The organism is Venatoribacter cucullus (assembly GCF_016132445.1).
Taxonomy (GTDB): Bacteria; Pseudomonadota; Gammaproteobacteria; order Pseudomonadales; family Oceanobacteraceae; genus Venatoribacter; species Venatoribacter cucullus.
In genome coordinates this window covers 172,049-186,193 of record NZ_CP046056.1, presented here as the reverse complement: position 1 = coordinate 186,193, position 14,145 = coordinate 172,049, and the positions used below count along the sequence as shown (strand labels likewise).

Below are 14,145 nucleotides of genomic sequence, written 5' to 3'. Positions count from 1 at the left end.
TGTCACAGCATCGGTCTGTTGTTCAGGACAAACCTGCGGCTTTTTCGACCCCGGCCCAGCGCCGTAACCGCCGCGCCAGCGAATCCAGCGCAATGTTCAGCAGCGCCGCCACCGCAATTAAAAACAGCGCTTTGTCGTAACGTATTTCTTCAAAGGCGGAATCGACAAAAAAGCCCAAGGTGGCAATGCCCAGCACGCCCATAATGGCACTCTCGCGCAGAATCACTTCCCAGCGGTAAAACAAAAACGCCAGAAAAGCCGGGTATAACCGTGGCGTATGCAGGTACAGATACCCCGCCATGCCACGCGGATCATCCGGCCGCTGCGCCTGTTGCTCGCTGGCATTGGCCAATAAAAATCCGATTAAGCCGCCGTTATGAATCGCCAGCGCCAGCACCGCCGGTAAGCCCGAGGGGCCAAACAACAACAGCAACACAAAAGCGATCATCAGCTCCGGGGTTGAGCGCATCATCAGCAGCGCCAGCCGCCCGGCCGGGCGCCAGCCATAAAGTAACAAACCACTCAGGGGGCCGGGCAAGCCTGCACATGCGGGTTGCCGCGCCCCTGCAGCAAGGCAATGCGACGGTTACGCTCGCATTCCCAGGCATCCGGCGGATCGAGTTTGCTCCAGGCGGTAAAGAGCTGGTTTTGTTGACGGCTGATGGCCAGACCGTACTGATCGCGCATATAAAAATAGATACGCGCTACATCGCCGCGACGATCATCTTTAGGCTCGGCACGCCGCAATTTGAAGTCCACTTCAAAATCACACTGACCGTACACGCGCGGCTCACCCTCGAGCATGCCAAAGCGATAGTTGGAACGGTCACCGTTCAGCTCGCCCACCGCCGGCACCAGATTGTGCAGGTCGGCCTCCATACGCCGGAAGGTAGCATCGGTTTTCACGCAGTGTTTGCGTCCACCGTTCTGCCAGCACTGGCGCTGATGGCCAAATTCCCAGGCCGGTACCACATGCTCCCACTCCAGCCGTGCGCCGCGCTTAGCGTTTTTGCGCGGTGCGTAGCCACAACTGCGGGCATCAATCTGCTTGCCGCTGAAGGCGCAATCACAATAAAAAGTATAGGGATGGCCGGCATAAATCTTAACTGCCAGCCGTTTGGCTTCGTTGAAATTAGCCGGCCCGGTCTGGGCCTGAACCAACAGGGAAAACAGTGCGAGACAACCACACAACCAGCGCACAATCATGGTGAGATCCGGGGTCAGAAAAACCCGGCAATGTAGCAGATTGGCTGAGCCGGCCCAATACCAGCGACTTAACCGGCTACGGCAGCTGCCTGAATAAATGCCTGCAGATCCGCCAGCCGCATGGGTCTGGCAAAGTGATAGCCCTGAAAACATTCACAGCCGTATGCGTGCAACAGCGCCGCCTGCTCGGCCGTCTCCACCCCTTCCGCCACCAGACTCATGCCATAGTTGCCGCCGATGGTAATAATGCTCTGCACCATTTTGCGCGCATCCTCTTCGCTGAGGATATTGTCGATAAAACTCTTGTCGATCTTCAGCTCATCCACCGGCAGCCGGCGCAAGGCACTGAGGGAGGAGTAACCGGTACCGAAATCATCCATCGACAGACTCACCCCGGCCACGTGCAGGGCATGCAGCAGATCCACCACCAGATCCATATCGTCAATAAAGACGTTTTCGGTAATTTCCAGAATCACCTGATTCCGTGCCATACCCGCTGCATCAATGCTGTGCAGCACATCGCGGACAAAGTGTTCACGCAAAATTTGCTTAACAGAGATATTAATCGCTACCGGGAATTCCACCTGCAGAGTCTGCTGCAGCTGCACCATATCCTGCAGCACGGTGTACAAAATAAACTGGCCTAATTCCGGCATCAGGCCGGCCGCTTCGGCCACGGCAATAAACTGATCCGGCGGAACAAAACCCAGCTCAGCATTTTCCCAGCGCACCAGCGCCTCAACACCTTTAAGAGTACCGTTAATATCCACCTTGGGCTGATACATCATATACAGCTCATGGTTATTCATGGCGTTACGTAAACGCTGTTCAATCTGTATTTTGCTGAGGTAGTCGTGCTGCATGGCGGGCACAAAAATCCGCACACTGTTGCGGTGTTTTTTGGCTTCATACATGGCGATATCGGCGGCCTGCATCAGGCTGTTGAAGTCGGTACCATGCTCCGGATAACAGGCCGCACCGACACTGACGCCCAGACTGAAACTGAAATGTCCGACCTGAAAGTCAGTATCGGCAATGCTGATTAACCGCCGCGCCAGCGCCAGCAGACTGTCGGTATCGGCGTTGCGGGTCAGCACCACAAACTCATCCCCGCCGAGACGCGCCAGCAGATCCTGCCGGCTCACCACCTGCTGCAGACGGGCAGTAATTTCCTGCAACACACGGTCGCCGCATTCATGGCCAAACCCGTCGTTCACGCCTTTAAAGTTATCCATATCCACAAACAGCATGGCGAAACGCTGCTGACCGGCAAACCAGCCCTGCAACTGCTCGGCCAGATAATAACGATTGGGCAGGCGGGTCAGCTGGTCATGGGTGGCCTGAAACATCAGTTCTTTATGGCGGGCAATTTCGGTGCGGTGAATATGGTAAAAACTCAGGAACGCCAGAAACTGAATAACCAATAAAATCGGCAGATAAAAAATGCCGATGGCCAGCCATTGCTTGTGCAGGAAACCCTGTTCTATTTCGGACAGCACCCATAGTTCATATTCCGGGTTATACAGCGCAAACCCCCGGGTGCGGGCCTGACGACGATTCACCACATTCAGATATTGCACCGGACTGGCCGAGCTTTTGGCCTGTTCCAGCGTTAAGCCGCTGTCCCGTAATACCTGGTGCAATAATGAGGCCGCCACCGGACGATTAAAGGCGATATTCTGATCCATCCATTCGGAGGATAAATACTGCAGGTAATAATCACGGTCGCGCAGCAGCAATACATCATGGTGAATGCCACCGTGAATATCCTGATTAAAAAAATGCGAGGCTTTACCCAGCCGCAAACCCGCTGACATCACACCAACGACCTTGCCGTTATGGTCGGTAATGCGCTTGCGTACCGGAATAATCCATTCTTTCAGGGTGGGCAGATAGTAGGTGCGGCCCAGCACCAGCTTGTCAGTTTCCAGAGCGTAGCGGAAGCTGTCGCCGGTGGCTTCACCGTCCTGCAGGTTGGGCAGCCCGGCACTTTGCAACAGGTTGGAGGATACGGCAATCATGGTGCCGTCGGGTTTGCTGAGCGCAAACAGCACGATGCCATCGCTGACGCTCAGCATGGCATCCAGAATCGGTACCGAATGCACCCGGTCGATCAGGCTGCCGTCCTGCAATAATTGCTGGCCAAGCAGATCCAGCAGCATGCCCTGACTGACAAATAAGGAATGCAGGGCATTGTTGACCAGCACCACCAGATTGCTCTGACGCTCATCGTAACTCTGATAAATACTGTCCGCCCGCTGCCACAGAACGGCGGCAAACATAAAGGTGCTGGCCAGCACGAACAGCAGAAACAACGTCCAGAGATTTTTGCGCAGAACCTTCATAGAGATGACCGGATGAAAACCCCGATACTGTAGCTGAAGGTGACTGGATACGCTAAGCCATAAACGGGCCAGTTGGCCCGTTTATGGCCAATATCAATCCTGCAGGCGCAGATTGCGGGTGGCGCCGTCCAGATGGTCCGAGTCGGTTTCCGAACCGAGTTTGATCATCAGGCGCAGATCGTTGGGTGAATCGGCGTGGGCGATGGCATCTTCGTAAGTGATTTCACCCTGCTCGTACAGGGCATACAGGGCCTGGTCGAAGGTTTGCATACCCAGCTCACTGGATTTCGCCATCAAAGGTTTCAGTTCGTGCACTTCACCCTTACGGATCAGGTCAGCCACCAGCGGTGTATTCAGCAACACTTCTACCACCGCGCGGCGCGAACGGCCATCCGGGGTCGGAATTAGCTGCTGCGCCACAATGGCCCGCAGGTTCAGCGACAGATCCATCCAGATCTGGTTGTGTCGCTCCGGCGGGAAAAAGTGGATCACCCGCTCCAGCGCCTGGTTGGCGTTGTTGGCGTGCAGGGTGGCCAGACAGAGGTGGCCGGTTTCCGCAAAGGTAATGGCCTGCTCCATGGTTTCCTGGGTCCGCACCTCACCGATCATGATCACATCCGGCGCCTGACGCAGGCAGTTTTTCAGTGCCACATCGAAGCTTTCGGTGTCCAGCCCCACTTCGCGCTGGGTGACAATGCAGCCATCGTGCGAGTGAATAAATTCAATCGGATCTTCGATGCTTAAAATATGGCCCTTACTGTTTTTATTGCGGTGGCCGATCATGGCCGCCAGCGAGGTGGATTTACCGGTACCGGTACCCCCCACAAACAGAATCAGGCCGCGCTTGGCCATGGAAATTTCTTTAATAACATCAGGCAGGCCAAGCTGATCAATGCCGGGAATGCGGGTTTCAATGCGCCGCAGCACCATGCCGCAGGTGTTGCGCTGATAAAACGCACTGGCGCGGAAACGGCCGATACCGGAGGCGTTAATGGCGAAGTTGAGTTCCTTTTTTTCTTCAAACTCATCCTGCTGTTTGCTGTTCATTAAACCGAACACCACCTCCCGCACCTGCTCGGGCGACAGCGCATTTTTGGTCAGCGGCATAATCTTACCGTTCACCTTCATCGACGGTGCCACACCGGTAGTAATGAACATATCGGAGGCGCCCTTTTCCACCATCAGACGCAGAAACTTATCAATTGCCATGCCGGTTCAGCCTCAGAAGTTATCCGGAATTTTGGCCTTTTCACGTGCCACTTCGCGGGTGATCAGCCCCTTATTCATCAGATTCTGCAGACATTGATCCATGGTCTGCATACCGTACGCAGAACCGGTCTGAATAGCCGAATACATCTGCGCAATTTTGTCTTCGCGGATCAGGTTACGGATGGCCGGCGTTCCCACCATAATTTCGTGGGCCGCCACCCGGCCACCGCCGTTTTTCTTCAGCAGGGTCTGGGAAATAACCCCCTGCAACGATTCCGACAGCATGGAACGCACCATGGATTTTTCTTCCGCCGGGAAAACGTCGACGATACGGTCGATGGTTTTGGCCGCCGAACTGGTGTGCAGCGTACCAAACACAATGTGGCCGGTTTCCGCGGCGGTCAGGGCCAGACGAATGGTTTCCAGGTCCCGCAGCTCACCCACCAGAATCACATCCGGGTCTTCACGCAGCGCCGAGCGCAGAGCTTCGTTAAAACCTAAGGTGTCACGGTGAACTTCCCGCTGGTTGACCAGGGATTTTTTCGATTCGTGTACGAATTCGATCGGGTCTTCCACGGTCAGAATATGGTCGTACTTATTTTCGTTGATATAGTCGATCATCGCCGCGAGGGTGGTGGATTTACCCGAACCGGTCGGCCCGGTCACCAGCACAATACCGCGCGGAATACGGGCCAGATCTTTAAACACCTGGCCCATGCCGAGCTGGTCCATGGTCAGCACTTTGGACGGAATGGTCCGGAATACCGCCCCGGCACCGCGGTTGTGGTTAAAGGCGTTGACCCGGAAACGCGCCACCCCCGGCACTTCAAACGAGAAGTCAGTTTCCAGGAATTCTTCAAAATCCTTACGCTGCTTGTCGTTCATAATGTCGTACACCAGGCTATGAACTTCTTTATGCCCCAGTGCCGGCAGGTTGATACGGCGTACATCGCCGTCGACCCGGATCATCGGCGGTAAGCCCGCGGACAGATGCAGGTCGGATGCGCCTTGTTTGGCACTGAACGCCAGCAGTTCGGTAATATCCATAGCCACTCCTTATGGACCAGAGGTTTTTATTCAGTATCGGCCGCGATCAGCGCGGACGGGGTGCAGTCAGTAACAGGCTTCTATACTATCAGCATCGCCGGCGGTATTTGTTGAAACCGGTCAAAGTCAGATCACACCGGGCGCTACGCCCCAGATATTAGTAGAGCCGATGAACGACAAGCAACGACGTTTATACAGCAGAGCCAGACCTTAGCCATGCCAAGCACTGAACAGAACTATCAGGCTGTGCAGCAACGATTGCAACAAGCCTGCCGCAACCATCAGCGCGACCCCGCCAGTGTACGCCTGCTGGCCGTCAGTAAAACCAAACCCGCCGCTCAGGTAGAGGCCGTCTACCGGCTGGGCCAGCGCGCTTTTGGTGAAAATTATGTACAGGACGGTCTGGAAAAAATTACTGCGCTGGCGCATCTGAGCGATATTGAATGGCATTTTATCGGCCCGCTGCAATCCAATAAATCGCGCCTGGTGGCCGGGCATTTTCACTGGGTGGAAACCGTCGACCGCGACAAAATTGCCCGTCGCCTCAGCGAGCAACGCCCGGATACCATGCCGGATCTGAACATTCTGGTGCAGGTCAATATCAGCCGTGAAGCGCAGAAAGCCGGGGTACTGCCGGAACAGGCACTGGACTTCGCCCGCACCGTGGCGGCTTTGCCGCGGCTGCAACTGCGTGGCTTAATGTGCATTGCCGAAGCCGAAGCCGACCAGGCCGTGCTGGCTGCCCAATTTGCCCAGATGCGGACATTATTTGAACAGTTACAGCAGGAATTTCCGCTCGTCGATACGTTGTCGATGGGCATGTCGGCCGATCTGGAGCTGGCCATCGCCTGCGGCAGCACTGAAATCCGTATTGGTACCGATATTTTCGGCGCCCGGGACTACCCGGACGCCCCGCATTAACCGCACCGGATGTTACCGGCGCGCAGCAACAGGAACCCAACAATGACCCAGATTGCATTTATCGGTGGTGGCAATATGGCCACCAGTATTATCGGTGGCCTGATCCGTCAGGGCGACACCAAAGCCAGCCTCATTCATGTGGCCGATCCCAACGCCGGCCAGCGCCAGGCACTGCAAAAAGACTTTGGCGTGCAGGTGCACGAAGATAACCAGGAGGCCATCGCCAAGGCCGACGTGGTCATCATGGCGGTGAAACCGCAAGTGATGAAAACCGTGCTGGAAACGCTGCAGGCCACCCTCAGCAAACGTCAGCCGTTATTAATTTCCATCGCCGCCGGCATCAATGTTGCCAGCCTGCAAAGCTGGAGTGGCTGCAAGGCCGTGGTGCGCTGCATGCCCAATACACCAGCCTTGCTCAGCCTTGGCGCCACCGGCCTGTTCGGCAGCAAAGAGGTGAGCATTGACCAGCGCAATATGGCCGACGCGCTGCTGCGCGCCGTCGGCCTGACCGTATGGGTGAAAACCGAAGCCGAAATTGACGCCGTCACCGCCGTCTCCGGCAGCGGCCCGGCGTATTTCTTCCTGCTCATGGAAGCCATGATCGAAGCCGGCCAACAACTGGGCTTAAGCGAACAAACCGCCACCAAACTGACCCTGCAAACCGCGCTGGGTGCAGGCCAGATGGCCCTGAACAGCGACGTAGGGCCGGCCGAGCTGCGTCGCCGTGTCACCTCGCCAGGGGGCACCACCGAACAAGCCATTGGTCGTTTTGAAGACGCCGGTCTGCGCCAGATTGTGGCGACGGCATTAAAAGCCGCCAGCGATCGTGCCGCTGAACTCAGCCGCCAGCTGGCCGACTGACATTATTTAACCCAGAGCCTCTGGAAATCTGCCCGTTCTGCCTTTATGTTCAGGCAAAACGGGCCAGCCCCAATCTGAACTGCTGTGGAGAATCCATGTCACCCCTCGCCAATGTCGGCTTATTGCTGATCAACACCATCGGAAGTCTGGCGTTACTGATTGTGCTGCTGCGCTTTCTGCTGCAGCTGGTACGCGCTGATTTTTACAACCCCATTTCGCAGATGATCGTCAAACTCACCAGCCCGCTGCTGAACCCGCTGCGCCGGGTTATTCCGGGTTTCGGTGGTCTGGACATTGCCTCGCTGCTGCTGGCCTACGGCATCCAGATTGTCACCATGGCGCTGATTCTGCTGGTCGCCGGCATGGGCGCCGACATCCCCTGGGCCAACCTGCTGGTGTGGGCACCGCTGGGGCTGTTCGGGCTGCTGCTGAAAATCTATTTCTGGGGCCTGATCATTACCGTCATCGCCTCCTGGATTGCCCCCAACTCCTACAATCCGGCGCTGATTCTGATTAACCAGATTCTCGAACCGGTCGTGCGCCCGATCCGCGCCAAAATGCCCGACCTGGGCGGCATCGACTTATCCCCCATCGTGGTGTTCCTGTTAATTCAGGTGCTGGAAATCATCGTCATCGGCCCGCTGGCACAAATGCTGGCGGTACCGCGCGGGCTGATGTTTGGCCTGTGAGTCATTTCCAATGGTCAGACGGGGATTTGCTCCTTGTCTGCCACCTGCAACCCAATGCCTCGCGCAGTGAATTTGCCGGCTTACACGGCGACGCCCTGAAAATCCGCATTCAGGCGCCGCCGGTGGAAGGCAAAGCCAATACCGAATTGGTGAAGTTTCTGGCCAAAGCCTTTGGTGTGGGCAAGCGGGATATTGAGATCATCAGCGGGGAGCTGAACCGCCATAAGCGGGTGCGGATTGCTGCTCCGGCTAAGCTGCCGGACGAGGCGCTGGTCAGCCCGGCGGGCTGATACGGCCTCCGGCCGTTGGCAGCTGTTTAAGCTGCCGCTGCGCGCTGGCCCTGCCTAATGTATGCCAGCCTTTCAGGCTGGTACGGCCGCCGCTACCGCGGCTGGCCTATTGCGGGCTGCGCCCGCGGACTGTGCAAGGGGAGGTATCCCCTTGCGAACCCCTCTGGCCCGCGTTCCAGCTATTTCCTTGTTTACCAAAGCCAATTGAGCATACGCGGCCAAGGGGCATCCATGCCCCTGGCCACTCGTTTGGAGTCATCCAAACGATGCTATTGGCTTTGCCAAACGTCGGACTGGAACGAATGGGCCGGGAAAAACCGCAGCAACCTGAAGCGATTTTTGTGGCCTGCGGCCGGAATAACTTTTTGGCTTTTGGCTTCTTTACGTGCGTAGCACGCCCAAGAAAACCTTTCCGGCGTAGCCGCTGCGGTTTTATCCGCGCCTATAGCACGCCGAAATGAACCGTCATTGACAGGCCCGCCCGGATGGACCGGGCGAGGATCGTGGCGCACGATGCGCCTTACGATCCGTGGCCGCAGGCAATGACGGTGAATGAGGAAACACGTGCTATACAGCGCAAAAGCAGGGGCGTGGGGATAAGATCCCCACATCCGGGGCGCAGGGGCAGAGCCCCGCATCAGGCCGCCAGCGGCGGCCGTTCCAGCCATGCAGGCTGGCATACGGCATAAGCCGTCACGCATTGACGGCCAGGGCCAGCCGCTCCAGCGGCGGCCATATCAGCCCGAAGGGCTGACCAGCCTGCAAGGCTGGCAACCACTACAACAAAAAAGCACTTTTTTGTGCTAAAGTGCCGCCCTCACTCAGTCAGGGGCCCACTATGCAGCATCGCGCTCATCTGTTTTCCCTGCGCATCGCCCACGCCCTGCGCGAATCCTTCAAAGAAGCACCTTACAACCCACAACGGTTCAGCAAGGACCTGATCGCCGGTATTACCGTCGGCATTATTGCCATTCCCTTGTCGATGGCGCTGGCCATCGCCAGTGGCGTGGCGCCGCAGTACGGTTTGTACACGGCCATGATTGCCGGTTTTATCATCGCCCTTACCGGCGGCTCCCGTTACAGCATTTCCGGGCCAACGGCAGCCTTTGTCGTGATTCTGTATCCCATTGCCGAAAAATTCGGTTTAGGCGGCCTGCTGATTGCCACCTTCCTGTCCGGGGTGGTGCTGATGCTGATGGCGTTCGCCCGGCTGGGGCGTTTTATTGAATACATTCCCGAGTCAGTAACACTCGGCTTTACCTCAGGCATCGCCATCGTTATTGCTACCCTGCAATTAAAAGATTTCTTCGGCCTGCAGATGCAGTACCCGGAAACCTATGTGGAAAAGATTGAGCAGCTGGCGCTGGCCATGCCGGACCTCCACTGGCCCAGCCTGCTGGTCGGCGGTGGTACCTTTGCCGCGCTGCTGATCTGGAAAAAGTTCAGCACCTTACCGCCACATATTCCGGCGCTGCTGGTCGGTGTATTCATCGCCTGGTTGCTGGGGCTGGATGGCCATACCGTCGATACCATCGGCAGCCGTTTCAGCTACCTCTTACCAGATGGCACTACCGGTGCCGGCATTCCGCCGATCCTGCCGGAATTTGTCTGGCCCTGGAATCAGCCGGGTGCCGACGGGCAGCCGATCGGCCTGAGCTGGACGCTGCTGCAACTGCTGTTACCGGCGGCCTTTTCCATCGCCATGCTCGGTGCCATTGAATCGCTGCTGTGCGCCGTGGTGCTGGATAACATGACCAACACCCGCCACAGCGCCAACAGCGAGCTGATGGGGCAAGGTATCGGCAATATGCTGGTGCCGTTTTTCGGCGGCATTACCGCCACCGCGGCCATTGCCCGTTCCGCTGCTAACCTGCGCGCCGGCGCGCAAACCCCCATCGCCGCGATGATTCACGGCCTGGTGGTGATGGCCGGTTTGCTGGTGCTGGCGCCGTTGCTGGCGCACCTGCCCATGGCTTCCATGGCGGCGTTACTGTTACTGGTGGCCTGGAACATCGCCGAAGCCGACAAGGTGGTGCATTTCTTCCGCACCGCCCCGCGTGGTGATGTGCTGGTGTTAAGCACCTGCCTGGGCCTGACCGTGCTGTTCGATATGGTGATCGCCATTGGCGTCGGTATCGTGTTGGCGGCGCTGCTGTTTATGCGCGACATTTCCGAGCTGACCAAGGTCAGCGACATCAGCGAACAACGCAAAATGGTGCCGCAGGAATTACCGGCCGGCTGGTCGGTGTTCAAAATCAATGGGCCGTTATTCTTTGCCGCGGCAGATCGCGTCTTTGCGGAACTGGCGTTGCTGGCGCGTGAACGCAGCGGGCTGGTGTTGTATATGGATGCCGTCCCCGTGCTGGATGCCGGCGGCTTGTCGGCGCTGGAGAAGTTTTTAGGAGCGTGCCGTAAGCACAATACCGAAGTGATTATTGCCGATCTGCAATTCCAGCCGCTGAAAACCATTGCCCGCTCCGGTTTACAGCCGCTGCCGCAGCAGCTCAGTTTTACCCCAACGCTGGCGGCGGCGCTGGAACAGCTGCAACCCGCTGGCTGAATTGCACACCGCAACACAGGCCAGCCTCCGGGCTGGCTCTTTCTTACCCGCATAGGTTGTTCTAGGGTGGTGCGGCTCTTGTAGCACCACCCACAACAACAATAACGGCGGGACTCACCATGAAAAAAACCTTACTCAGCCTGTGCGCTGCCGGCGCGCTCTGTCTGCCCACGGCCCAGGCTCAGGCCGACTCGGCACTGGCACCAGCCCTCACTCTGGTCGCTGGCATTCTCAATGTCGGCGTCTTCCCGAAATCTGACCGCTACACCACGGATGATGACATTGTGGTGGTTGCCAATGATGGCACCGAATTAGCCGCCAACATTTTTGTCCCGAATCAACCCGGTCTGAAACCGGCAGTTATTTTTATTAACAGCTGGGCGCTGAACGAATATGAATACCTGACCGAAGCGGCGCGTTTTGCCGAAGAAGGCTACGTGGTGCTGAGTTATTCCACCCGTGGCTTCGGCACCAGCGGTGGTCTGATTGATACCGCCGGCCCGCAGGATATGGCTGACCTGAGCAAGGTTATCGATTACCTGATCGCCAACTATGAGGTGGACCCGCAGCGTATTGGTACCGCGGGTATTTCTTATGGTGCCGGCATGAGCCTGCTGGGTGCGGCGCACGATCCGCGTATCCGCGCCGTGGCGTCATTAAGTGGCTGGGGCAGCCTGCAGGATGCTTTGTACGCCGACCAGACCCCGCGGCTGGTGTGGGGTGAGCTGCTGACGCTGTCCTCCGGCCTGCTGGGCAATCCCGATCCGATTATTGAAGAACAATGGAACAAAGTACTGTCCGGCACCGATGTGGAATCGGTATACCCCTGGACCGATCTGCGTTCACCGCTGAATTATGTGGAGCAGATCAACGCCAATGGCACCGCCATTTATATGGCGCAGAACTATGGCGATAACCTGTTCCAGCCCAACAGCGTACTGCGTCTGTTCGGCCAGCTGGACGTACCCAAGCATATTGATCTGCAGGCCGGTACCCATGCCTTCCCGGAAATCATCGGCATGATCGGCGGTGGCAACACCAAGGTGCTGAACAATATGCACCGCTGGTTTGCTGAGCACCTGAAAGGTGAAACCGGTGCTATGAATGGCCAGGCACCGGTGCAGATGAAAACCAAACTGACCAGCAACTGGGAAGGCTTCAGCGATTTCCCGCTGCCGGAAGCCCGTACCCAAACCTGGCACCTGCACCCGCGCTCGCTGTTCAGTAATGGCAAGCTGGACGACAGCCCGTATCAGAACCGTCGGGTAACCGAAACCCGCATCAACTCATTGCTGGATAGCGTGGCCAGCACTCAGGTGCCGATTGTGGCGGAATTACTGGAGCAGGCTGATGTGCCGGTCACTGCCCCCATGACGCTGCTGTTACGGAATCATTCGGTGGCCTTTGACAGCGGCCGCCTCAGCAGCGGGATGAAGATCCGTGGTATTCCGCAACTGAGCATGGCGGTGGAACCCCAGCACAGCAATCTGCAGCTGGTGGCCTATCTGTACGACGTGAATGCGCTGGGCATCGGCACCTTAATTACCCATGCGCCGGTTACCCTGCCGCACACCACGGCCGGTAAAACCGAGCAGGTTAATCTGGATCTGGTGGCGGTGTCGTATGACATAAAACCGGGTAACCGTCTGATGCTGGTCGTGGACACTCAGGATCTGCTGTACGCCAAGCCGGCCAAATCCTACTTTGCTGCAGACTTCCGTTTTGGCGGCAATCTGACCTCAACCCTGAGCGTGCCGGTACTTTGATGTGATGAGAAGACGCGCATAAAAAAACCGGCCAGGCTAAACACCTGGCCGGTTTTTTTTCAGACTTGTTTTATTGTGCCCGCACTTCAATAAACCGGCGCAGGTGGAAAATTCCGAACACCAGAATCTGCACGGCATCGGCCAATGGATTCTGACTGTCTTTACGGAAGGCAACCCAGAAATACAGCACTTCCAGTACATGCACCCCAAGTACCACCAGCGCCATGACCGGCAACCAGCCCAGATAGCCACCCCACCCCTGTGACCACACCAGTAAGGCCAGCAGCCAGAATATCAGGGTGGCCAGTTTATTCAGCACGATCAGCATAACGACTCCGGCATTTAAAAGACGCCAGTGTGTCGTGCAGCGACGGTCTTGCCAAGAGGCTGACACCGCCGTTAAGACGCCGGAGTACAGGCAGAAAGCGCGCGAGCCGGGTGATGAGCATCAATCCAACTCTGCAAGCGTGGCTGTAACGTCTCTAAGTGGGCGGTTCTGGCCAGTTGAATCTGCAGCTGCGCACACCCCACCAGTAGCGGGCTGGCCTGCAGGCGAATATGCGGCGGAATGTCGAGCTGTGGCAGGTACCACTCCCATACCTTACGCTCAATCACCAGCAAACGCGGGCTTTCCGCCGGCGCGTTCAGCAGTGCATCAATCATTTCGCGCTCCGTATGTTTATCCAGCCGGGTCAGTTTACCGCTGTGGAATAACGGATCGAGGGTCGGATAGATATAACCCAGATGGGTAATGATTTCGCTGCCTTCCAGAGTTGTCAGGCTGTCCGGAACATAGGGCAAATCAGCGCGGTAAACCAGAATGTCTTCCAGCGTTACGCCAACATCCAGCCACAGAAAATCATCCGGATTGTTCAGCCATTGCGGGGATTCCATCCGCGCATCCAGCTTTCCGGCGTCCAGCATATAGGTAGAACGTAATACCGGCAGTTCCTGTAATTCCAGCTGCATATCCAGCGCCGTCAGCGCCTCACGCAGCGGGTCAATCAACAATCCCTGAATGGCCTCGCCCTGCTCGTTATGCACCACATAAGGCGGATAAGCATCGTCGGGAACGGCCATGGTCAGATCACTGGCCTGCACCGCGACCACCGGCAAAGACAATATTAAAAACTGACGAATCCTGTTTATTATCGGCACCTGCTGACTCCCTGAAGTAGGCTGCTGGCGGCAGTGTAACCGATACCTGACCTATCAGTCAGTTAGCGCCTCAACGAAAGCGCACGCAGCGCA

13 protein-coding genes are annotated in these 14,145 nt (G+C 57.0%); 6 read left to right on the top strand and 7 right to left on the bottom strand.

The window, feature by feature from the left end:
- Positions 1 to 22 precede the first annotated feature (22 nt).
- From GJQ55_RS00880 to GJQ55_RS00860, 5 genes are all read right to left on the bottom strand, one after another.
- The gene (locus GJQ55_RS00880) at positions 23 to 472 is read right to left on the bottom strand and encodes a PhnE/PtxC family ABC transporter permease (RefSeq protein WP_228345628.1); all 450 of its coding nucleotides are present in this window, start codon (positions 470 to 472) and stop codon (positions 23 to 25) included.
- Positions 473 to 522: 50 nt separating this feature from the next.
- Positions 523 to 1,206, bottom strand: coding sequence for an endonuclease (locus tag GJQ55_RS00875; RefSeq protein ID WP_228345627.1), 684 nt, complete (start codon positions 1,204 to 1,206; stop codon positions 523 to 525).
- Positions 1,207 to 1,274: 68 nt separating this feature from the next.
- Positions 1,275 to 3,551, bottom strand: a complete 2,277-nt coding sequence (locus tag GJQ55_RS00870) for a bifunctional diguanylate cyclase/phosphodiesterase (RefSeq protein ID WP_228345626.1) — start codon at positions 3,549 to 3,551, stop codon at positions 1,275 to 1,277.
- A gap of 93 nt (positions 3,552 to 3,644) precedes the next feature.
- Positions 3,645 to 4,760: a PilT/PilU family type 4a pilus ATPase gene (locus GJQ55_RS00865; protein WP_228345625.1), complete on the bottom strand. Its 1,116-nt coding sequence runs from the start codon at positions 4,758 to 4,760 to the stop codon at positions 3,645 to 3,647.
- 12 nt (positions 4,761 to 4,772) lie between these two features.
- Positions 4,773 to 5,807, bottom strand: a complete 1,035-nt coding sequence (locus GJQ55_RS00860; protein WP_228345624.1) for a type IV pilus twitching motility protein PilT — start codon at positions 5,805 to 5,807, stop codon at positions 4,773 to 4,775.
- A gap of 216 nt (positions 5,808 to 6,023) precedes the next feature.
- Here GJQ55_RS00860 and GJQ55_RS00855 point away from each other — a divergent pair, with 216 nt between their 5' ends.
- From GJQ55_RS00855 to GJQ55_RS00830, 6 genes are all read left to right on the top strand, one after another.
- A complete protein-coding gene (locus GJQ55_RS00855; RefSeq protein ID WP_228345623.1) occupies positions 6,024 to 6,728 on the top strand; it encodes a YggS family pyridoxal phosphate-dependent enzyme in 705 nt (234 codons plus the stop codon).
- A 42-nt stretch (positions 6,729 to 6,770) separates the two neighbouring features.
- The gene (proC, locus tag GJQ55_RS00850) at positions 6,771 to 7,589 is read left to right on the top strand and encodes a pyrroline-5-carboxylate reductase (RefSeq protein ID WP_228345622.1); all 819 of its coding nucleotides are present in this window, start codon (positions 6,771 to 6,773) and stop codon (positions 7,587 to 7,589) included.
- Between the two features lie 95 nt (positions 7,590 to 7,684).
- Positions 7,685 to 8,278, top strand: a complete 594-nt coding sequence (locus GJQ55_RS00845) for a YggT family protein (RefSeq protein ID WP_228345621.1) — start codon at positions 7,685 to 7,687, stop codon at positions 8,276 to 8,278.
- A 26-nt stretch (positions 8,279 to 8,304) separates the two neighbouring features.
- Positions 8,305 to 8,568 (top strand): DUF167 family protein, encoded by a 264-nt coding sequence (locus GJQ55_RS00840; protein ID WP_228345620.1) that lies wholly within the window; start codon positions 8,305 to 8,307, stop codon positions 8,566 to 8,568.
- Positions 8,569 to 9,406: 838 nt separating this feature from the next.
- A complete protein-coding gene (gene dauA, locus GJQ55_RS00835) occupies positions 9,407 to 11,128 on the top strand; it encodes a C4-dicarboxylic acid transporter DauA (RefSeq protein WP_228345619.1) in 1,722 nt (573 codons plus the stop codon).
- A 119-nt stretch (positions 11,129 to 11,247) separates the two neighbouring features.
- Positions 11,248 to 12,894: a CocE/NonD family hydrolase gene (locus GJQ55_RS00830; RefSeq protein WP_228345618.1), complete on the top strand. Its 1,647-nt coding sequence runs from the start codon at positions 11,248 to 11,250 to the stop codon at positions 12,892 to 12,894.
- Between the two features lie 70 nt (positions 12,895 to 12,964).
- On the opposite strand, the gene GJQ55_RS00825 is transcribed toward GJQ55_RS00830, so the two are convergent.
- Both GJQ55_RS00825 and GJQ55_RS00820 read right to left on the bottom strand, forming a co-directional pair.
- On the bottom strand, positions 12,965 to 13,222 hold the full coding sequence (locus GJQ55_RS00825) for a DUF1145 domain-containing protein (RefSeq protein ID WP_228345617.1): 258 nt from the start codon (positions 13,220 to 13,222) through the stop codon (positions 12,965 to 12,967).
- A gap of 71 nt (positions 13,223 to 13,293) precedes the next feature.
- Positions 13,294 to 13,995, bottom strand: coding sequence for a hypothetical protein (locus tag GJQ55_RS00820; RefSeq protein ID WP_228345616.1), 702 nt, complete (start codon positions 13,993 to 13,995; stop codon positions 13,294 to 13,296).
- Positions 13,996 to 14,145 lie beyond the last annotated feature (150 nt).